This window comes from Quatrionicoccus australiensis (assembly GCF_020510425.1).
In the GTDB taxonomy this organism is placed as follows: Bacteria; Pseudomonadota; Gammaproteobacteria; order Burkholderiales; family Rhodocyclaceae; genus Azonexus; species Azonexus australiensis_A.
In genome coordinates this window covers 469,481-491,211 of the sequence record NZ_JAHBAH010000001.1, presented here as the reverse complement: position 1 = coordinate 491,211, position 21,731 = coordinate 469,481, and the positions used below count along the sequence as shown (strand labels likewise).

The 21,731-nt window shown below is 60.4% G+C and carries 22 protein-coding genes and 2 tRNA genes; 9 read left to right on the top strand and 15 right to left on the bottom strand.

Going from position 1 to position 21,731, the window contains the following annotated elements:
• The first annotated feature begins 2 nt into the window (after positions 1–2).
• The 4 genes from phaC to phaR all read left to right on the top strand — a co-directional run bounded on the left by phaC (position 3) and on the right by phaR (position 3,975).
• Positions 3–1,733 (top strand): class I poly(R)-hydroxyalkanoic acid synthase, encoded by a 1,731-nt coding sequence (phaC, locus tag KIG99_RS02550; RefSeq protein WP_226458665.1) that lies wholly within the window; start codon positions 3–5, stop codon positions 1,731–1,733.
• A gap of 27 nt (positions 1,734–1,760) precedes the next feature.
• Entirely contained in the window at positions 1,761–2,501 is a 741-nt protein-coding gene (gene phbB / locus KIG99_RS02545) for an acetoacetyl-CoA reductase (RefSeq protein WP_226458663.1), read from the top strand.
• Positions 2,502–2,548: 47 nt separating this feature from the next.
• Entirely contained in the window at positions 2,549–3,292 is a 744-nt protein-coding gene (gene phbB, locus KIG99_RS02540; protein WP_226458662.1) for an acetoacetyl-CoA reductase, read from the top strand.
• A 128-nt stretch (positions 3,293–3,420) separates the two neighbouring features.
• Positions 3,421–3,975 (top strand): polyhydroxyalkanoate synthesis repressor PhaR, encoded by a 555-nt coding sequence (gene phaR, locus KIG99_RS02535; protein ID WP_226440471.1) that lies wholly within the window; start codon positions 3,421–3,423, stop codon positions 3,973–3,975.
• 57 nt (positions 3,976–4,032) lie between these two features.
• Here phaR and KIG99_RS02530 read toward each other — a convergent pair whose 3' ends face one another.
• Positions 4,033–4,236: a hypothetical protein gene (locus tag KIG99_RS02530; protein WP_226461861.1), complete on the bottom strand. Its 204-nt coding sequence runs from the start codon at positions 4,234–4,236 to the stop codon at positions 4,033–4,035.
• Here KIG99_RS02530 and KIG99_RS02525 point away from each other — a divergent pair.
• Entirely contained in the window at positions 4,186–4,509 is a 324-nt protein-coding gene (locus KIG99_RS02525) for a PilZ domain-containing protein (protein WP_226458661.1), read from the top strand. The genes KIG99_RS02530 and KIG99_RS02525 overlap by 51 nt on opposite strands.
• A 108-nt stretch (positions 4,510–4,617) precedes the next feature.
• Here KIG99_RS02525 and KIG99_RS02520 read toward each other — a convergent pair whose 3' ends face one another.
• Positions 4,618–5,430 (bottom strand): inositol monophosphatase family protein, encoded by an 813-nt coding sequence (locus KIG99_RS02520; RefSeq protein ID WP_226458660.1) that lies wholly within the window; start codon positions 5,428–5,430, stop codon positions 4,618–4,620.
• Between the two features lie 66 nt (positions 5,431–5,496).
• Between KIG99_RS02520 and KIG99_RS02515 the strand changes: the two genes are divergently transcribed.
• A complete protein-coding gene (locus tag KIG99_RS02515) occupies positions 5,497–6,258 on the top strand; it encodes an RNA methyltransferase (RefSeq protein ID WP_226458659.1) in 762 nt (253 codons plus the stop codon).
• A gap of 12 nt (positions 6,259–6,270) precedes the next feature.
• On the opposite strand, the gene KIG99_RS02510 is transcribed toward KIG99_RS02515, so the two are convergent.
• The 7 genes from KIG99_RS02510 to tig form a co-directional block, all read right to left on the bottom strand.
• Complete coding sequence (locus KIG99_RS02510; protein ID WP_226458657.1) at positions 6,271–7,149, bottom strand: HDOD domain-containing protein; 879 nt, start codon at positions 7,147–7,149, stop codon at positions 6,271–6,273.
• A gap of 66 nt (positions 7,150–7,215) precedes the next feature.
• Positions 7,216–7,291 (bottom strand) — tRNA-Val (locus KIG99_RS02505).
• 9 nt (positions 7,292–7,300) lie between these two features.
• Complete coding sequence (locus KIG99_RS02500; RefSeq protein ID WP_203466293.1) at positions 7,301–7,573, bottom strand: HU family DNA-binding protein; 273 nt, start codon at positions 7,571–7,573, stop codon at positions 7,301–7,303.
• A 164-nt stretch (positions 7,574–7,737) separates the two neighbouring features.
• A complete protein-coding gene (lon, locus tag KIG99_RS02495; protein WP_226458656.1) occupies positions 7,738–10,152 on the bottom strand; it encodes an endopeptidase La in 2,415 nt (804 codons plus the stop codon).
• Between the two features lie 67 nt (positions 10,153–10,219).
• On the bottom strand, positions 10,220–11,482 hold the full coding sequence (gene clpX, locus KIG99_RS02490; RefSeq protein WP_264180387.1) for an ATP-dependent Clp protease ATP-binding subunit ClpX: 1,263 nt from the start codon (positions 11,480–11,482) through the stop codon (positions 10,220–10,222).
• A gap of 14 nt (positions 11,483–11,496) precedes the next feature.
• The gene (clpP, locus tag KIG99_RS02485) at positions 11,497–12,126 is read right to left on the bottom strand and encodes an ATP-dependent Clp endopeptidase proteolytic subunit ClpP (RefSeq protein WP_226458655.1); all 630 of its coding nucleotides are present in this window, start codon (positions 12,124–12,126) and stop codon (positions 11,497–11,499) included.
• Between the two features lie 56 nt (positions 12,127–12,182).
• Positions 12,183–13,487 (bottom strand): trigger factor, encoded by a 1,305-nt coding sequence (gene tig / locus KIG99_RS02480; protein WP_226458654.1) that lies wholly within the window; start codon positions 13,485–13,487, stop codon positions 12,183–12,185.
• Positions 13,488–13,641: 154 nt separating this feature from the next.
• Between tig and KIG99_RS02475 the strand changes: the two genes are divergently transcribed.
• The 3 genes from KIG99_RS02475 to KIG99_RS02465 all read left to right on the top strand — a co-directional run bounded on the left by KIG99_RS02475 (position 13,642) and on the right by KIG99_RS02465 (position 15,457).
• Positions 13,642–13,717, top strand: a tRNA-His gene (locus tag KIG99_RS02475).
• Between the two features lie 58 nt (positions 13,718–13,775).
• Positions 13,776–15,257, top strand: coding sequence for an aminoacyl-histidine dipeptidase (locus tag KIG99_RS02470; RefSeq protein ID WP_226458653.1), 1,482 nt, complete (start codon positions 13,776–13,778; stop codon positions 15,255–15,257).
• The gene (locus KIG99_RS02465) at positions 15,254–15,457 is read left to right on the top strand and encodes a hypothetical protein (RefSeq protein WP_226458652.1); all 204 of its coding nucleotides are present in this window, start codon (positions 15,254–15,256) and stop codon (positions 15,455–15,457) included. Before KIG99_RS02470 ends, KIG99_RS02465 begins: the two co-directional genes overlap by 4 nt.
• 1 nt (position 15,458) lies before the next feature.
• Here the strand turns inward: KIG99_RS02465 and KIG99_RS02460 are convergent, their stop codons facing one another.
• The 6 genes from KIG99_RS02460 to dapC all read right to left on the bottom strand — a co-directional run bounded on the left by KIG99_RS02460 (position 15,459) and on the right by dapC (position 21,722).
• Positions 15,459–16,328 carry a spermine/spermidine synthase domain-containing protein gene (locus KIG99_RS02460; protein ID WP_226458651.1) on the bottom strand — a complete coding sequence of 290 codons (870 nt, stop codon included), beginning with the start codon at positions 16,326–16,328 and terminating at the stop codon, positions 15,459–15,461.
• Between the two features lie 9 nt (positions 16,329–16,337).
• A complete protein-coding gene (gene prmB, locus KIG99_RS02455; RefSeq protein ID WP_226458649.1) occupies positions 16,338–17,237 on the bottom strand; it encodes a 50S ribosomal protein L3 N(5)-glutamine methyltransferase in 900 nt (299 codons plus the stop codon).
• Positions 17,238–17,274: 37 nt separating this feature from the next.
• Positions 17,275–18,414, bottom strand: a complete 1,140-nt coding sequence (dapE, locus tag KIG99_RS02450) for a succinyl-diaminopimelate desuccinylase (RefSeq protein WP_226458648.1) — start codon at positions 18,412–18,414, stop codon at positions 17,275–17,277.
• Entirely contained in the window at positions 18,411–19,598 is a 1,188-nt protein-coding gene (locus tag KIG99_RS02445) for a PilT/PilU family type 4a pilus ATPase (RefSeq protein ID WP_226458647.1), read from the bottom strand. The genes dapE and KIG99_RS02445 overlap by 4 nt, the downstream gene beginning before the upstream one ends.
• 101 nt (positions 19,599–19,699) lie before the next feature.
• A complete protein-coding gene (gene dapD, locus KIG99_RS02440; protein ID WP_226458646.1) occupies positions 19,700–20,515 on the bottom strand; it encodes a 2,3,4,5-tetrahydropyridine-2,6-dicarboxylate N-succinyltransferase in 816 nt (271 codons plus the stop codon).
• Positions 20,516–20,531: 16 nt separating this feature from the next.
• Positions 20,532–21,722 (bottom strand): succinyldiaminopimelate transaminase, encoded by a 1,191-nt coding sequence (gene dapC, locus KIG99_RS02435; RefSeq protein WP_226458645.1) that lies wholly within the window; start codon positions 21,720–21,722, stop codon positions 20,532–20,534.
• Positions 21,723–21,731: the final 9 nt, after the last annotated feature.

Here is a 21,731-nt window from a genome sequence, read left to right as displayed (position 1 = left end):
CCATGGCGCATCAGGGATCGAACAATAACGACGCATTTCTCGGCTCGGCGATGCAGTTCATGCAAGCCGGACAGAATATGGCGCAGCAGTTCATGGAGTTTGTCGGCAAGGCCGGGAATCCCAATGTCACGCCTCCGCCGGCGATTGATCCGCAGCAACTGACGGCGCTGCAAAAGCAGTTCACCGATCAGCAGATGTCGCTGTGGCAATCCGTGCTGGCCAAACAGCAGGGGCAGCAGGAGTCCTTCAAGGTGGCGCCGGAACCGGGCGATCGCCGTTTTTCGGCTCCCGAGTGGCGTGACAGCCCGATTTACGATTACACGCATCAGGCCTATTTGCTGAACACCAAGTTCGTGAACCAGATGGTCGAGCTGATCCCCGCGGCTGACGAAAAATCGAAAAACCGCATGCGTTTCCTGGCGCGTCAGATGATCGATGCGATGGCGCCGTCCAATTTTGCCGCGACCAATCCCGAGTTCATTCAGCGTGCCCTGGAAACCAAGGGACAGAGCATTACCGACGGTATCAACAATCTGATTCAGGATTTCGAGAAGGGCCGTATTTCGATGACCGACGAAACGGTCTTCGATGTCGGCCGCAATATCGCGACCACCGAAGGTGCCGTCGTTTTCGAAAACGAATTGATGCAGCTGATCCAGTATGCGCCGCTGACACCCAAGGTCGGCACCCGCCCATTGCTGGTGGTGCCGCCCTGCATCAACAAGTTCTACATCATGGACCTGCAGCCGGAAAACTCGCTGATCCGCTTCATGGTCGAGCAGGGCAATACTGTTTTCCTGGTTTCCTGGCGTAACCCAAAGGAAGAGCAGGGGCATCTGACCTGGGACGATTACCTTGAGCATGGTCCGATTGCCGCGCAGCACGTCGTGCGCGAAATCACCAAGGTCAAGCAGATCAACGCGCTTGGCTTCTGTGTTGGTGGCACCATCCTGACCTCGGCGCTGGCCGTACTGAAGGCGCGCGGCGAGGATCCTGTCGCCTCGCTGACCCTGCTGACCACGTTGCTCGACTTCTCCGATACGGGTGAAATCGGTCTTTTCATTGATGAAAGCGGCCTGCTGGCGCGCGAATCGACGATAGGCAAGGGCGGCCTGCTGCCGGCGCGCGACCTGCAAAGCACCTTTTCCTTCCTGCGAGCCAACGATCTGGTCTGGAATTACGTCACCAGCAACTATCTGAAGGGCCAGAAACCAGCGGCTTTCGACCTGCTCTACTGGAACTCGGATTCGACCAGCCTGCCCGGGCCGTTTGCCTGCTGGTACATGCGCAACCTTTATCACGACAACAATCTGCGTGTGCCGGGCAAGCTTGAAATGTGCGGCACCAAGGTCGATCTCGGCAGTCTGGACATGCCGGTCTATCTGCTGGCGACGCGTGAGGATCATATCGTGCCCTGGCAGTCGGCCTTCCAGAGCACGCGCATTCTCGGTGGTCAGGTGCGCTTCGTGCTCGGTGCTTCCGGGCATATTGCCGGCGTGATCAATCCGGTCAGCAAGAACAAGCGCAGCTACTGGATTAACAACGATGTGAAAATGGATGCTGAAAGCTGGTTGACCGCTGCCGAAGAAAAGAAGGGCAGCTGGTGGGCCGACTGGGCCGAATGGCTGAAACCGTTGTCAGGAGAACAGCGGGCACCGCGCAAACCGGGAAATGCAAAATACAAGCCGATCGAACCGGCACCCGGTCGCTACGTCAAGGAGCGCGCGGTTTAAAAAAGCTGGAGGAGAGGAATCAAGAACATGACGCGAGTTGCACTGGTTACGGGTGGTATGGGTGGTCTCGGCGAAGCGGTATGCATCAAGCTGGCGGCGCTCGGTTTCAAGGTTGTCACGACTTATTCGCCGGGGAACCCCAAGGTTCAGGAGTGGCTGAATTCGATGCACAACATGGGCTATGGTTTCAAGGCCTATCCTTGTGATGTGACCGACTTCGATTCGGCGCGCGCCTGTGTCGAGGCCGTTGCTGCCGATGTCGGGCCGGTTGATGTCCTGGTCAATAACGCGGGTATCACGCGTGACATGACCTTCAAGAAGATGACCAAGGCTGACTGGGATGCCGTCATGCATACCAATCTTGATTCTGTTTTCAACATGACCAAGCAGGTCATGGATGGTATGGTCGAGCGCCGCTGGGGACGTGTCATCAACGTTTCATCGGTCAATGGACAGAAGGGCGCATTCGGGCAGACCAATTATTCTGCAGCCAAGGCCGGCATGCATGGCTTCACCAAGGCGCTGGCGCTGGAAGTGGCGAAGCAGGGTGTCACAGTAAATACAATATCGCCGGGATATATTGGCACCAAGATGGTGACAGCGATCCCGCAAGAGATTCTCGATTCAAAGATTCTGCCGCAAATCCCGGTCAACCGACTGGGCAAGCCAGAGGAAATTGCCGGACTCGTGGCCTACCTTGCTTCCGATGAAGCGGCGTTTGTCACCGGGGCCAATATTTCCATAAACGGCGGTCAGCACATGTACTGACTGACGTATTTTTTACCCCGCTTTATATCAACAATGAAGGAAAAATTATGACGCAACGTGTTGCTCTCGTTACCGGCGCTATGGGTGGTCTTGGAACCGCAATCTGTCAGGAACTGGCCAAGGCTGGCCACAAGGTGGTTGCTTCTTACCACCCGCAGTTCGACAACAAGGATGCCTGGCTGGCTGAAATGGCTGAAGCCGGCTTCAAGGATTTCGTTTGTGTCGCTGGCGACGTTTCCGATATCGCTTCCTGCCAGACCATGGTTGCCGAAGCTGAAGCCGCTTGCGGCCAGGTCGACATCCTCGTGAACAATGCCGGCATCACCCGTGACCGCATGTTCGCCAAGATGGAAAAGGACGGCTGGGATGCAGTTATCGCCACCAACCTGACCTCGCTGTTCAACATGACCAAGCAAGTCTCCGCCAAGATGGCCGAGCGTGGCTATGGCCGCATCATCAACATCTCCTCCGTCAATGGCGTCAAGGGTCAGGCTGGCCAGACCAACTACTCCGCTGCCAAGGCTGGTGTGATCGGCTTCACCAAGGCACTGGCTGCCGAACTGGCCGCCAAGGGCGTGACCGTTAACGCCATCTGCCCGGGTTACGTTGCCACCAAGATGGTCATGGCGATCAAGCCGGAAGTTCTGCAGTCCATCATCGACACCGTGCCGATGAAGCGTCTGGCCAAGCCGGAAGAAATCGGTGGCGCCTGCGCCTACCTGGCTTCCGATCTGGCTGCCTTCATGACCGGCGCCACGATGAACATCAACGGCGGTCTGTACTACCAGTAAGCAATGTTGCGAAATTCGGCATGAAACATTGCTGAATTTTTGCATTGCAACAAGAATGGGCGCCTCCGGGCGCCTGTTTTTTTAGCTATAATGTTGCACTGCACACAAAATCGTTCAAGGATCGCAGCATGTCGGAACTGGTACGCCTGATCAAGAAATACCCCAACCGTCGTCTTTACGATACCAAGACGAGCGCTTACATCACATTGGGTGATGTCAAGGAACTTGTTCTCAAGTTCGAAGTATTCAAGGTCGTCGATGCCAAGACGGCGGAAGATCTGACGCGCAGCATCCTGCTCCAGATCATCCTTGAAGAAGAAACGGGCGGCATGCCGCTGTTCTCGAGCGATCTGCTTTCCGGCTTCATTCGTTTCTACGGTAGCGCCATGCAGGGCATGCTCGGCAAGTATCTGGAAAACAACATGAAGACCTTCGTTGATTTTCAGGGCAAGCTGCAGGAGCAGTCGCGCACTGTCTACGGTCCGGGCGACAACAGTCACATGCAGGCTGATTTCTGGGCGCAGTTTCTCAACTTCCAGCAGCCGGCCATGCAGAACATGATGACGGCCTATATGGAACAGTCGAAGAAAATGTTCCAGTCGATGCAGGATCAGCTGCAGACCCAGACCCGCACGATGTTTACCGGCTTCCAGTTCAATCCGGAAGAGCCCGAACAGAAATAACGCTGAGCCGCCGTTGCTTGGCCTGGCGGAAATTGCATCGGTTTTGGATGTCGACCGCTAAGCCTGGCTTGGCGCAATTTCCTTGCGTTGTTTTTTTGGGGCTGGTTCCGGTATTTTTCCCGCGCCTTTCGCTGGTTTGTTCTGTTGCCCATGGTTTGTCTGCGCTCGCCATGGGAAAATGCAGGCTGATTTTTCCTGCTTGAAAGCACCATGAGAGAGCGTCGTCGATCCCATCGCATTTTTCTGCAAGGTCAGGTTCATCTGACTCTCGGCGGGAAAAATTTCGAGTTTCCGCTGGCCGATGTTTCGGTGACCGGGGTTGGCATCATGCTGGATGTTGCCGTGCTTGGAGCACGTCCGAGCGGCGAAGTTGGTGTCTGCCGCATCGAGTCGCCTGAACTTGCGTCGCCGGTCGAGGCCTTCGTCAGCGTCATGCGCATTCGCCGTGTCGGGCATCAGCATCTGGTTGGCCTGCGCTTCGAGTCAATCAGCGACGAGCAACTGGCTGTGCTGCAGGCGCACGCTTCGGCCTGAATTGAACTCGCCGATTTTCGATGTCTGTCCTGCTTCGGTTTGGGGAACAAAAAAACGCCAGCTGCAAGCTGGCTTTTTTTTGGTTTGGTATTTTTGCTTGTCGGCGATTTAGCCGCGAATGGTCTCTGGCAGCTTGCTCTCGATCATCTTGAGAAGCGGTGCAAAGACCTTCGGCGTGCCGGCGACCAGATTGCCGGTTTCGAGATAGTTGGTGTTGCCGCGCAGGTCGCTGACCAGGCCGCCGGCTTCGGAAATGAGCAGGGCACCGGCCGCCATGTCCCAGGGGGCCAGGCCGAACTCCCAGAAGCCGTCGTAGCGGCCGCAGGCGACATTGGCCAGGTCAAGCGAGGCGGCGCCAGGACGGCGCATGCCGGCGGTTCTCTGGGCGAGTTCCTTGAAGATGGCGAGGTAGGTGTCGAGCTTGTCGAACTCGCGGTACGGAAAGCCGGTGCCGAGCAGGGAGCCTTCCAGGCGAAGGCGTTTCGAGACGCGAATGCGGCGTTCATTGAGGAAGGCGCCGGCGCCCTTGCTGGCAGTGAACAGCTCGTTGCGGTTCGGATCGAAGACCACTGCCTGCTCGACCACGCCGGCCTTGGCCAGGGCGATCGATACGGCGTATTGCGGCAAGCCGTGAATGAAGTTGGTGGTGCCGTCGAGCGGGTCGATGATCCACTGGTACTCGGCATCCGCTGCGCCCTTGCCGGCGGACTCGCCGGACTCCTCTGCTAGAATGCCGTACCCGGGGTAGGCTTCCTGCAGGGTTTCGATGATCGCGGCTTCGGCAAACTTGTCGACTTCGGTAACGAAATCGTTTTGCTGCTTGGCCGTGACCTTGAGCAGGTCGACGTCGTTCGAGGCGCGATTGATGATCTGGCCGGCGCGACGCGCCGCCTTGATGGCGATATTCAGAGCTGGATGCATGGGCTTAAAGAGCTGACGGGCGGCCAGAGCCACCCGATATATATTTGAAAGAACGAATTTTACACCATGAACCCCGAAGTCCTGCTTTCCCGTATCAGAGTCGTGCTTTGCCGCCCCAGTCACCCGGGCAATATCGGCGCCGCGGCCCGCGCCATGAAGACGATGGGCCTGTCCCGGCTGTATCTGGTGGCGCCCAAACAGTTTCCGGATCCCGAGGCGGATACCCGGGCCACCGGAGCGGTCGACCTGTTGCAGGAGGCCAAAATCACCGCAACGCTGAACGAGGCACTCGCCGGTACCGTATTTGTCGTCGCGCTGTCGGCGCGGCAGCGCGATCTGGGGCCGGCACTCGGGGCGCCCCGCGAAACGGTTGCCAGACTGCTTGCCGAGGCGGCCCAGGGTGAGGTCGCGCTGGTTTTTGGTAACGAGACCATGGGGCTGAGCAACGACGAAATTCAGCATTGCCATGCTGCCGTGACGATTCCGACCAATCCTGATTTCAGTTCGCTGAATCTTGGTTCAGCCGTGCAGGTATTGTGCTACGAGTGTCGGATGGCAGCCTTTGCTGAGAAACCGCCGGTAGTTGTTCCCGGCGTCACGCCATTTGTCTCGCTGCCTGCCAGTCATGATGAGGTGGAGGGCTTGTACGGTCATCTTGAATCAGTCATGACCGCAACCGGTTTTTACAATCCGGAACAGCCGGGCCGGCTGATGCCGAAATTGCGCCGCCTGTTTGGCCGGGTTCGTCTTGAAAAGGATGAAATCAATATCCTGCGTGGCGTGCTGGCTTCAACCCAGGTCAAGACCGGATTCGGGCGCAAGGACTAGCTTGCTGCGGCTTCAGGCGAAGCTCTCGCGCATTGCGGTGAGCTGGGTATCAATTTCCGGCTGGAGGTCGGCGTAAGCCGCCTCCAGGGCTTCGCGGTCCGGCGTGCTCATCGGGTTGCCCTGCATGGTCCACTCGAAGTGGCCGCCGGCCAGCATGTTGGCAATATAGACCACGTCTGCCAGGGTGCGGGGTGGGTTGGGGCTGGCGCGCAGGCGATCATGTTCTTCGGTGGCCCTGACGATTTCCTCGGGTAGCCCGAGTGCGTTGAGCAGCGATACGCCAATGCTTTCGTGCCACTCGATGATCAGATGCTTGACACTGTCCGGTCGCTCACGCAGCCCGTCGTATTGCGTGGCGCGGTACAGCATGTAGAAGGCGCCCAGATCATGGATCAGTCCGGCCAGCATGGCCTCTTCGGGATTGATCCGGGTCAGCTGGCGGGCAATGACGCGGGCGCCTGCTGCCGTACGTATCGAGTGATCCCAGAGTGTCTGTGTGAGGTCGGCAAAGGCGGCCATGCCCTTGGCACGCAGCAACTGGGTCATGACGATGGATAGCGCCGAGCTGCGTACGACATTGAGTCCCAGGCGGGTCACGGCAGCCTGCAGGTCGACCACCTCAATGGCGCCCGGATTGAATGCGACCGAATTGGCCAACTGCAGCAGCTTGGCGCTGATCAGCGGTTCGCCGGCGATTGCGGCGCTAATGGCGCGCAACGATACATTCGGGTCATGCAAGACCTTGCGCAGGCGCATGACTGCATCAAAATGGGTGGGAAAGACAACTTCGCCGGCCAGTTCCTTGGCAATGTCGGCCAGCATCTGAAAGCGCTGGGCCTTGAGCGCATCGCCGGTCTTGTCGTCTTCGTGCGATATCTTTTGCGCGGTCATTTTCTTGCTCTTCCAGCAAAAACCCCGCTACAGGAGCGGGGTTCGTGGTTTCCTGTAGAGGAATCCTGGTGGGTGCTGACGGGGTCGAACCGCCGACATTCGCCTTGTAAGGGCGACGCTCTACCAACTGAGCTAAGCACCCGTCATGCGATTAGTTGATGGCGTCTTTCAGGCCCTTGCCGGCGCGGAACTTCGGCGACTTGGCGGCCTTGATTTCCAGGGTCTTGCCGGTGCGCGGGTTGCGGCCGGTGCGGGCTGCGCGTTCACCAACGTAGAAGGTGCCGAAGCCGATCAGGCTGACGGTGTCGCCGGCCTTCAGGGCAGCCTTGACGGCTTCGACGGTAGCGTCGAGGGCGCGGCCGGCGGCAGCCTTGGAAATGTCAGCAGAAGCGGCGATTTGGTCAATCAGTTCGGTTTTGTTCATCTTGAGTCCCCTAGGTGGATGGATTTGAGAAGCGAAATTTTGTGAGGACGGATTTATATATCTGGCGAAATCCTTGTGTCAAGCGGATTCTCGCGGGTTTTCCGGGGCTCGTTAACGGCCAAGGCCTGCCGGTGCGGATGCATCGGCAGGCCTTTCCTTACAAATCAATGAGTAAGCACGGTTTGCGCAGCGGGGTTTTCAGCCGTTGCAGCGACCTCTGATTTTTGCTCGGCCAACTCGGGGAGCGCCTCGGGCAAGCGCTCCAGTGCGCGTTCGAGCACCTGGTCGATCCACTTGACCGGGACGATCTCGATCTTGTTTTTGATGTTGTCAGGGATCTCGGTGAGATCCTTGACGTTCTCGGACGGGATCAGCGCGGTCTTGATGCCGCCACGTACGGCGGCCAGCAGTTTTTCCTTGAGGCCGCCGATCGGCAGGACTTCGCCGCGCAGGGTGATCTCGCCGGTCATGCAGACATCGCAGCGCACCGGGATGCCTGTGTAAGCGGAAACGAGAGCCGTGGTCATGGCGATGCCGGCCGACGGACCATCCTTGGGCGTGGCGCCTTCCGGAACGTGGATGTGGATGTCGGTCTTCTCGAAGACTTCGTCCTTGATGCCGAGGCGGCGCGAACGGGCGCGCACGACGGAGCGGGCGGCTTCGACCGATTCCTTCATGACGTCGCCGAGCGAGCCGGTGCGCAGGATGTTGCCCTTGCCCGGCATGTTGGCGCATTCGATGGTCAGCAGTTCGCCGCCGACTTCGGTCCAGGCCAGGCCGGTGACCTGACCAACCTGGTTTTCCTTTTCGGCCATGCCGTAGCTGTAGCGCTGGACACCGAGGAACTTGTCGAGATTCTTGGCGTTGACCAGGATCTTGGTGTCGCGCTTTTTCAGCACCAGGGTCTTGACGACCTTGCGGCAGATTTTCGAGATTTCGCGTTCGAGCGCCCGGACACCGGCTTCGCGGGTGTAGTAGCGGACGATGTCGCGCACGGCGCTGTCGGCGACCGAAATCTCGGTTTTCTTCAGGCCGTTGTTCTTGATCTGCTTGGGCAGCAGATAGCGCATCGCGATATTGACCTTTTCATCTTCCGTGTAGCCGGACAGGCGGATGACTTCCATGCGGTCGAGCAGCGGCGCAGGGATGTTCAGCGTGTTGGCGGTGGCCACGAACATGACGTCGGAGAGGTCGAAATCGACCTCGACGTAGTGGTCCTGGAAGGTGTGGTTCTGTTCCGGGTCGAGCACTTCGAGCAGCGCCGACGACGGGTCGCCGCGGAAATCCTGGCCGAGTTTGTCCACTTCGTCGAGCAGGAAGAGCGGGTTGCGCACGCCGACCTTGGTCAGGCTGCTGAGAATCTTGCCCGGCATCGAGCCGATGTAGGTGCGGCGGTGGCCACGAATCTCGGCTTCGTCACGTACGCCGCCCAAGGCCATGCGTACGAACTTGCGGTTCGTTGCCTTGGCGATCGACTGGCCGAGCGAGGTCTTGCCGACGCCGGGAGGGCCGACCAGGCACAGGATCGGCGCCTTGACCTTGTCCACGCGCTGCTGCACGGCGAGATATTCGACGATCCGTTCCTTGACCTTGTCGAGGCCGTAGTGGTCCTGGTCGAGTACCTTCTCGGCCTCGCGCAGATCCTTGCTGATGCGCGTCTTCTTGCGCCAGGGCAGGCCGATCAGGGTTTCGATGAAGTTGCGCACGACGGTGGCTTCGGCCGACATCGGCGACATCAGCTTGAGCTTCTTGAGCTCGCCCTGCGCCTTGGCCAGGCCTTCCTTGCTCATGCCTGCAGCCTTGATCTTCTTGTCCAGTTCCTCGAGGTCGGCGCCTTCTTCGCCTTCGCCGAGTTCCTTCTGGATGGCCTTGACCTGCTCGTTGAGGTAGTACTCGCGCTGGCTCTTTTCCATCTGGCGCTTGACGCGGCCACGAATGCGCTTTTCCACCTGCAGGATGTCGATTTCGGATTCGAGCTGCGAGAGCAGGCGATCGATACGGTCGCGGATGCTGTCCATTTCCAGTACTTCCTGCTTTTGCTCAAGCTTGAGCGGCAGGTGGGCAGCGATGGTGTCGGCCAGACGGCCGGCGTCTTCGATGCCGGCGATGGAGGAGAGCACCTCCGGCGGAATCTTCTTGTTCAGTTTGACGAACTGGTCGAACTGGGCGACCACGGCGCGGCGCATCGCCTCAATCTCGTGATCTTCGACGGCGGCCTGCGGCAGCGGCACGGCGGTGGCCATGAAAACCGAAGACTGGGTTTCGATCGCTTCGACGCGGGCGCGCTGGGTGCCTTCAACCAGCACCTTGACAGTGCCATCCGGCAACTTGAGCATTTGCAGGATATTGGCCAGGCAGCCGATGCGGTAGAGGTCTTCCGGCTCCGGCTCATCCTTGGCCGCCGATTTCTGCGCGACGAGCAGGATGTTCTTGTTGCCCTCCATGGCCATTTCGAGGGCCTTGATCGATTTCGGGCGGCCGACGAAAAGCGGGATGACCATGTGCGGGAAAACGACGACGTCGCGCAGCGGCAGCAGCGGCAGTTCGACGGTTTCCGGGAGCGTGTTGGGGTTCGACATTACGATGCCTTTGAAATAGGTATGTGCCCCCTAAGTGGGGGCGGGGAACCGCAATTCAAGTCCCGGCTCAGTTGGAGCCGGAAACCTTTGGCTGATCGGCGTAAATGAGCAGCGGCGGGGTGTCGCCGGTGATCATGTTTTCATCGATGACGACCTTTTCGACATTCTCCATGCCCGGAAGTTCGTACATGATGTCGAGCAAGGCATGTTCCATGATCGAGCGCAGGCCGCGGGCACCGGTCTTGCGATCGAGTGCTTTCTTGGCAATGGCCGACAGGGCGCCGGGGCGAATTTCCAGTTCGACCTCTTCCATGTTGAACAGCTTCTGGTATTGCTTGACCAGAGCGTTCTTGGGTTCGGTCAGGATCTGGACGAGAGCGTCTTCTTCCAGTTCCTGCAGCGTTGCGACGACCGGCAGGCGGCCGATCAGTTCGGGGATGAGGCCGAACTTGATCAGGTCTTCCGGTTCGGTTTCGAGCAGGATCTTGCCGACAGCCTTGCCGTCGTCCTTGCTCTTGACCTCGGCACCGAAGCCGATGCCGCCCTTTTCGGAGCGCTTCTGGATGACCTTTTCCAGGCCGGCGAAGGCGCCGCCGCAAATGAAGAGGATGTTGGTGGTGTCGACCTGGACGAAGTCCTGGTTCGGGTGCTTGCGGCCCCCCTGCGGCGGAATCGAGGCAACCGTGCCTTCGATCAGCTTGAGCAGGGCCTGCTGCACGCCTTCACCGGAAACGTCACGGGTGATCGACGGGTTGTCGGACTTGCGCGAAATCTTGTCGATTTCGTCGATGTAAACGATGCCCTGCTGTGCTTTTTCGATGTCGTAATCGCATTTTTGCAGCAGCTTCTGGATGATGTTCTCGACGTCCTCGCCGACATAGCCGGCTTCGGTCAGCGTGGTGGCATCGGCCATCACGAAGGGAACATTGAGCATGCGGGCCAGCGTCTGGGCGAGCAGGGTCTTGCCGGAACCAGTCGGGCCGATCAGCAGGATGTTGCTCTTCGCCAGTTCCACTTCGCCGGTGTTCTTGGCGGTGTGGCGCAAGCGCTTGTAATGGTTGTACACGGCAACCGAGAGGATGCGCTTGGCAACTTCCTGGCCGATCACGTACTGGTCGAGAATGGAACTGATCTCGCGCGGCGTCGGCAGGTCGGAGCGACCTGCCTTGGCGGCTTCCTCGGGCAACTCGTCACGAATGATGTCGTTGCACAGTGCGATGCACTCGTCACAGATGAACACCGACGGGCCGGCGATAAGCTTTTTGACTTCGTGCTGGCTCTTGCCGCAGAAGGAGCAGTACAGCAGTTTTTCCTGGCCGCCTTTAGACATCTGAATTTCTCCGGTCAAGCCGCATCGCGGCGGGTAAGCACCTTGTCAATCAAGCCGTATTCTGCCGCTTCGTCAGCAGAAAGGAAATTGTCGCGGTCGGTATCCTTTTCGATCCGTTCCAGCGGTTGACCGCTGTGTTCGGCCATGATCCGGTTCAAACGGTCACGGATGGAGAGGATTTCCTTGGCGTGGATGGCGATATCCGAGGCCTGGCCCTGGAAGCCACCGAGTGGCTGGTGAATCATGATGCGTGAATTGGGCAGCGCAAAGCGCTTGTTCTTGGCGCCGGCGTTGAGCAGGAAGGCGCCCATCGAGCACGCCTGACCAATGCACAGCGTCGACACGTCGGGCTTGATGAACTGCATGGTGTCGTAAATCGACATGCCAGCCGTCACCGAACCACCCGGCGAGTTGATATAGAAATAAATGTCCTTGTCCGGGTTTTCCGCTTCAAGGAACAGTAGTTGGGCGACGACCAGGTTGGCGGTGTTGTCGTTAACCGGGCCGACAAGAAAGATCACCCGCTCTTTCAACAGGCGGGAGTAGATGTCGTAAGAGCGCTCGCCACGGCCGCTCTGTTCTACCACCATCGGGATGAGGCCCAGTGCTTGCGGATCCCAGTTGCTTGCGTTGTCGATATTCATGTCAGCCCTTGTTGGTTACGTTACAGACGTTTGTTGTTTTTGTGACGTGCCGGAAATTACTGGTTCTGGCCCATCAGTTCATCAAAAACGGCAGCCTTGTCAGTGACCTTGGCCTTGCCCAGAACCCATTCAACCACATTGTTCTCGATTGCGACGCCTTCGACTTCCTGGAGGCGCTGCGGTTGAGCGTAATACCAACGGATGACTTCTTCCGGATGCTCGTAGCTCTGGGCGGTTTCTTCGACCATCGCACGAACCTGTTCCGGCGTTGCTTGCAGCTTTTCCGTCTTGACGACTTCAGCAAGAACCAGGCCAAGGGTGACGCGGCGCTTTGCCTGGTCGGCAAACCATTCCGGCTGGATCGGGAAGTCCTTGGTCTTCATGCCGCGCTGTTCCATATCCTGGCGGGCAGCCTGCATCAGGCGCTGGATTTCCATTTCGATCAGGGCGCCCGGTACGGCAATCGGGTTGGCCTTGAGCAGGGCTTCCATGACCTGATCCTTGAGCTTGGCTTCGATGCGCTTCTTCACTTCGCGCTTCAGGTTGGCTTCGATCTCGGCCTTCATCTTGGCGACGTCGCCGTCGACAATGCCCATGCTGGTGGCGAACTCGGCGTCGAGTTCCGGCAGGACGGGGGCTTGCACCTGCTTGACGGTGATGTCGAACTGGACCGTCTGGCCGGCCAGATCCTTGGCGTGGTAGTCAGCCGGGAAAGCCAGGTCGAAAGTCTTCGATTCGCCAGCCTTGGCGCCTTCGACAGCGTTTTCGAAATCGGGCAGCATCTGACCCTGGCCGAGCACGAAGGGGTAATCCTTGGCTTCACCGCCGGCGAACGGCACGCCGTCCTTCTTGCCGAGGAAGTCGATGACAACACGGTCTTCCTTGGCGGCGGCGCGGTCGGCGTCGGCGTAGGAAACGCGCTGCTTGCGCAGGATGTCGAGGGTCTTGGTGATTTCGGCTTCGCCGACTTCGAGAACCGGACGTTCGACTTCAGCGGTCGACAGGTCGCCAGGCACGAATTCCGGGTAGATTTCGAAGGTGGCAGCGAACTCGATGTGGGTCGTGCTTTCGGTGGTCTTCGGCTCGATGCGCGGGTAGCCGGCAACGCGCAGCTTCTGGGCGGTCACGGTTTCGCCGAAGACGCGGTCGAGCTGTTCGGAGAGGATTTCGTGACGAGCCTGGTCGCCATACTGCTGCTTGACGATGTGGAGCGGCACCTTGCCCGGACGGAAGCCCGGCATCTTGATGTTCTTGCCCATGCGCTTCAGGCGCTGGTCCATTTCCTTCTCGATATCGGCAATGGCGATGGAGAGGTCGACGCTACGTTCGAGTTCGTTAGCTTGTGCAGTGGTTGCTTCCATGAGAATTCCTTGTGACTACAGAGCCGAAAAATAAAGCTGTCAATTCTATCACGGTGGATCAAACTGACAGCAGTTGCATTCGCTTGCAGCAATTGAAGAAGAAGTTGTAGACAGCGCTTTCAGAAGTTCGTACAATGCGCGCCTTCGCTCAGCGGCGGCTGTAGCTCAGTTGGTAGAGTCCCGGATTGTGATTCCGGTTGTCGTGGGTTCGAGCCCCATCAGTCGCCCCAGAATTTAAACCCCCGAATGTCGAAAGATGTTCGGGGGTTTTCACTTTCAGGGTTCGCCATGGCCACTTTTGCTGCTCAGGATGTTTTCTCTTCTCTGGCGCCCGCCCGCGTCTGGCAACATTTTTCCCGTTTGTGCGCGATTCCGCGGGCGTCCAAGGAGGAAGCGGCGCTGCGCCAGGATCTGCTCGATTGGGCGCAGGCGCATGGTCTGCCGGCAACGGTCGACGCCGCTGGCAACCTGATTATCCGCAAGCCGGCGACGCCCGGGCGCGAGCATCTGCCGGGCGTCATCCTGCAGGCGCATCTCGACATGGTCTGCCAGAAGAATGCCGACACGCCGCATGACTTTGCCCGTGACCCGATCCGGCCGGTGCTGCGCGATGGCTGGCTGGTCGCCGAGGGCACCACGCTGGGCGCCGACAACGGCATCGGTGTGGCGCTGATGCTGGCGGCGCTGGAAGATGCCGAACTGCAGCATGGTCCGCTCGAAGCCCTGTTTACTGTTGACGAAGAGGCCGGCATGGGCGGCGTGCGTGGTCTTGAGCCGGGATTGCTGCAGGGCAGCCTGATGCTCAATCTCGATACCGAGGAATGGGGCGAGTTCTATCTCGGCTGTGCCGGCGGGCTGGACGTCAACGTTGCCCGGTCCGGGCTGCCTGAACCGGTGCCGGTTGGTTGGCAGGGCTGGCGCATCGAGCTGGGCGGGCTGCGCGGCGGCCATTCCGGCGTCAATATCCATGAAGAGCGCGGCAACGCGATCAAGTTGCTGGTGCGCGTGCTGCGCGAGCTTGAGCAGAAATTCCCGCTGCGTCTGGCCAGCCTGCTCGGTGGGACGGCGCGCAATGCCTTGCCGCGCGAAGCAGTCGCCGTGCTTGCGCTGCCGCCGGGGACGCAGACTGCGGTTGGAGCCTGCCTGAAGGAAATCGAAACCGTGCTGCGCCAGGAGTTGCGCGGCGTCGATGATGGCGTTTGCCTGAGCCTGGCGGCCTGCGATGTACCCGAACTGCTGGCCCCTGCCGAGCAGGCGGTCTGGCTGGCCTCGCTGCATGCCGCGCCGCATGGCGTGCGGCGGATGAGCCGGGCTTTGCCGGGTGTGGTCGAGACCTCGAACAATCTCGGCATGGTCGATGTGCAACCGGCCGGCGGCAGTTGCAATTTCATGCTGCGTTCGCTGCAGGACAGCGGCAGTCTGGCGCTAGCCGCGGAGATCGTCAGCCTTTTTGCCCTTTCCGGCACGTCGACCGAACAGAGTGGTTATTACCCGGGCTGGACACCGAACCCGGCTTCGCCGCTGCTCGCGCTGTGCCAGCAGGTCTATCACCGCGAATTCGCCGCTGAATCCAGCGTCCAGGTGATCCATGCCGGGCTGGAATGCGGCATCATCGGGGCCAAGTATCCGAGTCTGGACATCGTCTCCTTCGGCCCGACCATCCGCGGTGCGCATGCGCCGGGCGAGGCGGTCGAAGTGGCCGCGGTCGAGCGTTGCTGGCATTTGTTGCAGGCCATTCTGGCCGCGGTGGATGTAAAGGAAAAAGCATGAAAACCGCTTTGCTCGCTTCCCTGTTGTTCCTTGCCGCTTGTGGCGTCGAAACCGTTGGCACGGCTGCGACGGCGGCATCCCTGAAAAAGCAGGAAGTTGAACAGGGTCAGAAGACGCTGCAGGAGGTGCAGCAAAAGCTTGATCAGGCCAGTCAACAGGCGGCGCAGCGCGCCGAGCAGGCAGGCGGCGACAAACCCTGATTCAGCGGCCGCGCAGCGCCTCGCGGCGGGCCAGACCGAGCTTGGTCGAGCGTTCCATCTTTTGCACGAAGGCCGGGAAATCGAGGCCGAATTTGGCGCGCAACTCCTTGGCGTAGTTGTGCAGCCAGCGCCAGCGCGGCTCGAAGTAGAGCTCGCGGAAGGCGTAAAGCACGTGGTTGCCGTCGTCGGGCACCGAGATCACGATGACCTGGTCGTCGAAAACGTGCATCGCCTCGCCGATCAGGCCGGCGTAGGTTTCCTTTTCGCCGGCCAGGTTGATGACCAGCACGCCGTTGCCAGCCAGCTTGGCGTAGGCGTTTTCGAAAAACTCGCGGTTGGCCAGGCTGGGCGCGAAGCCGGTCTTGTCGAAGGCGTCGACGAGCAGTACATCGATGCCCTTTTCGGTGTTCTCGATGAATTCGGCGCCATCCGCCTCGATGATCTGCAGGCGCTCGTCGTCGGCCGGCACGGCAAAAGCGTCGCGCAGGGCGATTACGTCGGGATTGAGTTCGACCGCAGTCAGGTGGGTGCCCGGCATGCGCTGGTAGCAAAACTTGATCAACGAGCCGCCGCCCAGACCGATCAGCACGATGCGTTTCGGGCGCGGCTGGAAAAGCAGAAATGCCATCATTTTCTGCGTGTACCGCAAGGCGAGGTCGTGCGGCGCCTTGAGCGACATTTCGCTCTGCATCAGGCGCACGTTGAAATACAGGAAGCGCGACTTGCCGTTGTCGATGACGAAGGGCTTCGGGTAGCTCTCGTCGAGCAACTGGGCGCGCAACTCGCCCTCGCGCGCCCAGCCCGGTTCGAGCATGAGCACGGTGCCCGTTTCGATCTCGAAAGGGCTGGGTATTTCGAAAAGCTTGTTCAAGCTGCCTGCTTATTCCGGCAGGTCTTCTGCGCGCAGCAGGAAGACGTATTCGTCGCCGGCTTCGGTGTCGAGCCAGATGAAGGGCAGGTTGGGGTAGGCGGCTTCAAGCGCATCGCGGTTGTGGCCGATTTCGACGACCAGGATGCCGTCTTCCGTCAGGTGCTTTTTCGCTTCGGCGAGGATGATGCGCGTGAAGTCGAGACCGTCTTCGCCCGAGCCGAGCGCCAGTTCCGGCTCATGCAGATACTCCGGCGGCAGCAGGTCGACCGATTCGGCATTGACGTAGGGCGGGTTGGAGATGATCAGGTCGTAGCGCTTGCCGGCCAGTCTGGTGAAGGCATCGGACTGGATGATGTTGACCCGGTCGTTCAGGTGGTAGTCGGCGACGTTGCGTTCGGCGACGGAAATCGCGTCTTCCGAGAGGTCGACCGCATCGACTTCGGCTTCCGGGAAGGCGAGCGCGGTCAGGATGGCGAGGCAGCCGGAGCCGGTGCACAGGTCGAGCGCCGAGTGGATGGCCCACGGGTCTTCGATCCACGGCGTCAGTTGTTCCTGCAGCAGTTCGGCGATGAAGGAGCGCGGCACGATGACGCGCTCGTCGACGTAGAAACGGTGTTCGCCCAGCCAGGCTTCGTTGGTCAGGTAGGCGGCCGGCAGGCGCTCTTCGCAGCGGCGGCGGAAGACGCCGAGCAGGGTTTCACGCTCGCCGGGCAGCAGACGGGCATCGAGGAAGGGTTCGAGGCGGTCAAGCGGCAGGTGCAGCGTGTGCAGCGTCAGGTAAACGGCTTCGTCCCAGGCGTTGTCGCTGCCATGGCCGAAAAACAGTTGCGCGGCATTGAAGCGGCTGACCGCATAGCGGATGAAGTCGCGAATGGTGATGAGTTCGCTGCGGGCGGCGGGATCGGTCATTTTTTGTTTTCAGGATCGGGGGGGCAGGATCGAGCGCTTAGTTGCCGGTAAGCAGCAACTGCTCAAGAATCCGGGTGTAGATGGCGGAGAGTTGCGGCAGCGATGCGACTTCGATGTTCTCGTCGATCTTGTGGCTGGTCGCATTGACCGGGCCGATTTCCAGCATCTGCTTGCAGATCTCGGCGATGAAGCGGCCGTCGGAGGTGCCGCCGGTGGTCGACAGTTCGGTTTCAATGCCGCAGATTTCGCGGATGGCCGCAGTCGCCGCATCGGCAAGCGGACCGCGCCCGGTCAGGAAGGGGCGGGCGCCGAGCGTCCAGCTGATCTCGTAATCGAGCTTGTGCTTGTCGAGGATGGCGCGCAGGCGTTGTTGCAGGCCTTCCGGGGTGCTCGCCGTCGAGAAACGGAAATTGAACTTGATTTCGAGTTGACCGGGGACGACGTTGGTCGCGCCGGTGCCGGCATGGATGTTCGAGACCTGCCAGGTGGTCGGCGGGAAATATTCGTTGCCTTCGTCCCAGACCGTCGTCGCCAGTTCGGCCAGGGCCGGGGCGGCTTCGTGGATCGGGTTGCGGCCCTTTTCCGGGTAGGCGATGTGGCACTGGATGCCCTTGACCTGGAGCGTGGCGGAGAGCGAACCGCGGCGGCCGTTCTTGATCATGTCGCCCAGCGTGTTGACCGAGGTCGGCTCGCCGATGATGCAGAAATCGAGCGTTTCGCCGCGCGCTTTAAGGGCCTCGACGACGGCGATGGTGCCGTCGTTGGCATCGCCTTCTTCGTCCGAGGTGAGCAGGAAGGCGAGCGAACCGGGATGATCCGGGTGGGCGGCGATGAAGGTTTCAACGGCGATCACCGAGGCGGCGAGCGAGGATTTCATGTCGGCCGTGCCGCGCCCGTAGAGCACGCCGTCGCGGATTTCCGGTGCAAAGGGCGGGCTGGTCCATTTTTCCAGCGGCCCGGTCGGCACGACATCGGTGTGGCCGGCGAAGACGAAGAGCGGTGCGCTGGTGCCGCGGCGTCCCCAGAGATTGGTCACGCCATTGCGGTTGATGTATTCGATGGCAAAGCCGAGCGGTGCGAGGCGGGCGGTGATGATGTCCATGCAGCCGGCGTCGTCCGGCGTGACGGAGGGCCGGGCGATGATCTGCCGGGCCAGTTCGAGCGTGGGTTCGGTCATTGGGGTGTTTCGTCGTCGTCGGCGAGGCTGAGCGCAAATTCCTTGAAGGAGGTGCCGCCCGAGTTGGTGCTGTCGAAATCGAGAGCCAGTTCGGCGGCCTTGTCTTCTTCCGGCGTGCTGCTGCTGATTTCGGAATTGTTGATCAGCCACGACAGGTTGGTCGGCGAATCGGCATTGGCCAAGGCTTCGTCGAGGGTGATAGTGCCTTCGTGATAAAGGCGGAAGAGATCCTGCTCGAAGGTCTGCGAACCCGGGGTCAGGGTCTGCTCCATGGCATCCTTGATCGCCTGCACTTCGCCGCGTTCGATCAGTTCGCTGATGTGGCGGGTGTTGAGCATGACCTCGCAAGTCGGCAGCAGCTTGCCGTCCGGTTTCTTGACCAGGCGTTGCGAAACGATGGCGCGCAGGCTGACCGAGAGGTCGAGGAAGAGCGCCGGCCGGTTCTCGGGCGGGAAGAAGCTGATGATGCGGTTCAGCGCATGGTACGAATTGTTGGCGTGCAGCGTGGCCAGGCAGAGGTGGCCGGTCTGCGCGTAGGCGACGGCAGCCTGCATGGTTTCCTTGTCGCGGATTTCACCGATCAGGATGCAGTCCGGCGCCTGGCGCATGGCGTTCTTCAGCGCCACGTTCCAGTCGGCGGTATCCATGCCGATTTCGCGCTGATTGACGATGGAACGCTTGTGCTTGAACAGGAACTCGATCGGGTCCTCGATGGTCAGGATGTGACCATTGCGGTTGGCGTTGCGGTGATCGAGCATGGCGGCGATGGTCGTCGACTTGCCGGAACCGGTAGCGCCGACGATCAGGATCAAGCCGCGCTTCTCCATGATCATCTCGGCCAGCACCGGCGGTACGCCCAGGCTTTCGAGCGGCGGGATGTTGCCGAGGATGAAGCGCACGACGATGCTGACCGAGCCGCGCTGCTTGAAGATATTGACCCGGAAGTTGCCGACCTGCGGCACGCCGAAGGAGAGATTCATCTCCGACGTGGTCTCGAAGGTCTTGATCTGCTCAGGCGACATCAGTTCGTGGGCGATCTTTTCGATCATGTCGGGCAACATCATCTGCTGGTTGACCGGCAGTGTATTGCCCTGGATCTTGATGTGGATGGGCGCGCCGGCGGATATGAAAATATCCGACGCCTGCTTTTCCGACATCAGCTGGAACAGTTTGTCGAGGATCATGGCAAGACCTTCGTTAGGTAGTGGAACTCGGTGGTGCTAAAAATCATGCGCAATGTTGCGGGTGCGTACCGTGCCACCAGCAACATTGCGCAGTCCTGGCTTTAAGGGCGCAGCAGGTCGTTGATGCTGGTCTTCGAGCGGGTCTGGGCATCGACGCGCTTGACGATGATGGCGGCGTACATGCTGTAGGCGCCGTCGCCCTTGGGCAGGTTGCCGCTGACCACCACGGAACCGCTCGGCACGCGGCCATAGCTGATTTCGCCGGTGGCGCGGTCGTAGATCGGGGTGCTCTGGCCGAGATAGACGCCCATGCCGAGCACGGAGTTTTCTTCGACGACGACGCCTTCGACGACTTCCGAACGGGCGCCGATGAAGCAGTTGTCTTCAATGATGACCGGGCCGGCCTGGATCGGCTCAAGCACGCCGCCGATACCGACGCCGCCCGACAGGTGCACGTTCTTGCCGATCTGCGCGCAGGAACCGACGGTGGCCCAGGTGTCGACCATGGTGCCTTCATCGACGAAGGCGCCGATGTTGACGAAGGAGGGCATCAGCACGACGTTCTTCGCGATGTGCGAACCCTTGCGCGCGAAGGCGCCCGGCACGACGCGGAAGCCGCCGGCCTTGAACTGTTCTTCGCTCCAGCCCTGGAACTTGGTGTCGACCTTGTCGTAGAAGCGGACGTCGCCGGCTTCCTGGACGCGGTTGTCGCGGGTGCGGAAGGAGAGCAGCACGGCCTTCTTGGCCCACTGGTTGACGACCCATTCACCGTTGATCTTTTCGGCAACGCGCAGCTTGCCGCTATCCAGATCGCCGATCACGGATTCGATGATCTTGATGGCGTCGGCGGATTGGGTGGTGAGTTCGGTACGGCGTTCCCAGAGGTCGTCGATGGTGGCTTGCAGCGGATGGCTCATGGAGGGTTCTCTCTGTTTAAAGTTGTTGGGCAAATTGACGGATACGGCTGGCCGCTTCGAGGCATTCCTCGAGCGACGCGACCAGCGCGATGCGGATGAAATTGCTGCCCGGGTTGACGCCGTTGGCCTCGCGGGCGAGGAAGCTGCCGGGCAGGACCACGACATTATAGTGTTCGAGCAGGCCGCGGGCGAATTCGGTGTCCGCGATCGGCGTCTTCGCCCACAGGTAGAAACCGGCGTCGGGCAGGGCGGTGCCGAGCACGTCGGCAATCAGCGGCGTCACGGCGGCGAATTTGGCGCGGTACTGGTCGCGGTTGTCGAGCACGTGCGCTTCGTCGTTCCAGGCGGCGATCGACGCGGTCTGCACCGGGGGCGCCATGGCGCAGCCGTGGTAGGTGCGGTAGAGCAGGAATTTCTTGAGGATTTTCGCGTCGCCGGCGACGAAGCCGGAACGCATGCCCGGCACGTTGGAGCGCTTCGACAGGCTGGAGAACATGACCAGGCGGTCGTTCGTGCGGCCGAGCAGCTGGGCGGCCTGGAGGCCGCCGATCGGCGGGTTGGCTTCGTCGAAGTAGATCTCGGAATAGCACTCGTCAGAGGCGATGATGAAGCCGTACTTGTCGGAGAGGGCGAACAGCGTCTTCCAGTCGTCCAGCGACAGCACCTTGCCGGTCGGGTTGCCCGGCGAGCAGACGTAAAACAGTTGTACGCGCGCCCATTCTTCTTCCGACAATGCCGCGTAGTCGAAGGCAAAGCCGTTGTCCGGCAGGTTGTTGAGGAAGCGCGGCTCGGCGCCCGACAGGTAGGCGGCGCCTTCGTAGATCTGATAGAAGGGGTTCGGGCTGGCGATCAGCGGCACGTAGCCACGGCTCGGGTCGATCACCGTCTGGGCGAAGGAGAAAAGTGCCTCGCGCGAGCCGTTGACCGGCAGGATCTCGGTTTCGGCATCAAGCTGCAGGCCGTAGCGGCGGCCGCACCAGGCGGCGATGGCCTGGCGCAAGGCCGGCATGCCCGGCGTCGTCGGGTAGTTGGCGAGGCCGTTCAGGCCCTTGGCCAGCGCGTCCATGATGAAGGGCGGCGTGGCGTGCTGCGGCTCGCCGATCGACAGCTTGATCTCTTTGTATTGCGGGTTCGGGGTGACGCCGGCGAACAGGGCGCGCAGCTTTTCGAAGGGGTAGGGCTGGAGTTGGGCGAGATGCGGATTCACGGCGGGCGT

Coding starts and splice junctions, on each gene's coding strand:
- phaC (WP_226458665.1), top strand. CDS start 3: ATGGCGCATCAGGGATCGAACAATAACGACGCATTTCTCGGCTCGGCG.
- phbB (WP_226458663.1), top strand. CDS start 1,761: ATGACGCGAGTTGCACTGGTTACGGGTGGTATGGGTGGTCTCGGCGAA.
- phbB (WP_226458662.1), top strand. CDS start 2,549: ATGACGCAACGTGTTGCTCTCGTTACCGGCGCTATGGGTGGTCTTGGA.
- phaR (WP_226440471.1), top strand. CDS start 3,421: ATGTCGGAACTGGTACGCCTGATCAAGAAATACCCCAACCGTCGTCTT.
- KIG99_RS02525 (WP_226458661.1), top strand. CDS start 4,186: ATGAGAGAGCGTCGTCGATCCCATCGCATTTTTCTGCAAGGTCAGGTT.
- KIG99_RS02530 (WP_226461861.1), bottom strand. CDS start 4,236: ATGAACCTGACCTTGCAGAAAAATGCGATGGGATCGACGACGCTCTCT.
- KIG99_RS02520 (WP_226458660.1), bottom strand. CDS start 5,430: ATGCATCCAGCTCTGAATATCGCCATCAAGGCGGCGCGTCGCGCCGGC.
- KIG99_RS02515 (WP_226458659.1), top strand. CDS start 5,497: ATGAACCCCGAAGTCCTGCTTTCCCGTATCAGAGTCGTGCTTTGCCGC.
- KIG99_RS02510 (WP_226458657.1), bottom strand. CDS start 7,149: ATGACCGCGCAAAAGATATCGCACGAAGACGACAAGACCGGCGATGCG.
- KIG99_RS02500 (WP_203466293.1), bottom strand. CDS start 7,573: ATGAACAAAACCGAACTGATTGACCAAATCGCCGCTTCTGCTGACATT.
- lon (WP_226458656.1), bottom strand. CDS start 10,152: ATGTCGAACCCCAACACGCTCCCGGAAACCGTCGAACTGCCGCTGCTG.
- clpX (WP_264180387.1), bottom strand. CDS start 11,482: ATGTCTAAAGGCGGCCAGGAAAAACTGCTGTACTGCTCCTTCTGCGGC.
- clpP (WP_226458655.1), bottom strand. CDS start 12,126: ATGAATATCGACAACGCAAGCAACTGGGATCCGCAAGCACTGGGCCTC.
- tig (WP_226458654.1), bottom strand. CDS start 13,487: ATGGAAGCAACCACTGCACAAGCTAACGAACTCGAACGTAGCGTCGAC.
- KIG99_RS02470 (WP_226458653.1), top strand. CDS start 13,776: ATGGCCACTTTTGCTGCTCAGGATGTTTTCTCTTCTCTGGCGCCCGCC.
- KIG99_RS02465 (WP_226458652.1), top strand. CDS start 15,254: ATGAAAACCGCTTTGCTCGCTTCCCTGTTGTTCCTTGCCGCTTGTGGC.
- prmB (WP_226458649.1), bottom strand. CDS start 17,237: ATGACCGATCCCGCCGCCCGCAGCGAACTCATCACCATTCGCGACTTC.
- dapE (WP_226458648.1), bottom strand. CDS start 18,414: ATGACCGAACCCACGCTCGAACTGGCCCGGCAGATCATCGCCCGGCCC.
- KIG99_RS02445 (WP_226458647.1), bottom strand. CDS start 19,598: ATGATCCTCGACAAACTGTTCCAGCTGATGTCGGAAAAGCAGGCGTCG.
- dapD (WP_226458646.1), bottom strand. CDS start 20,515: ATGAGCCATCCGCTGCAAGCCACCATCGACGACCTCTGGGAACGCCGT.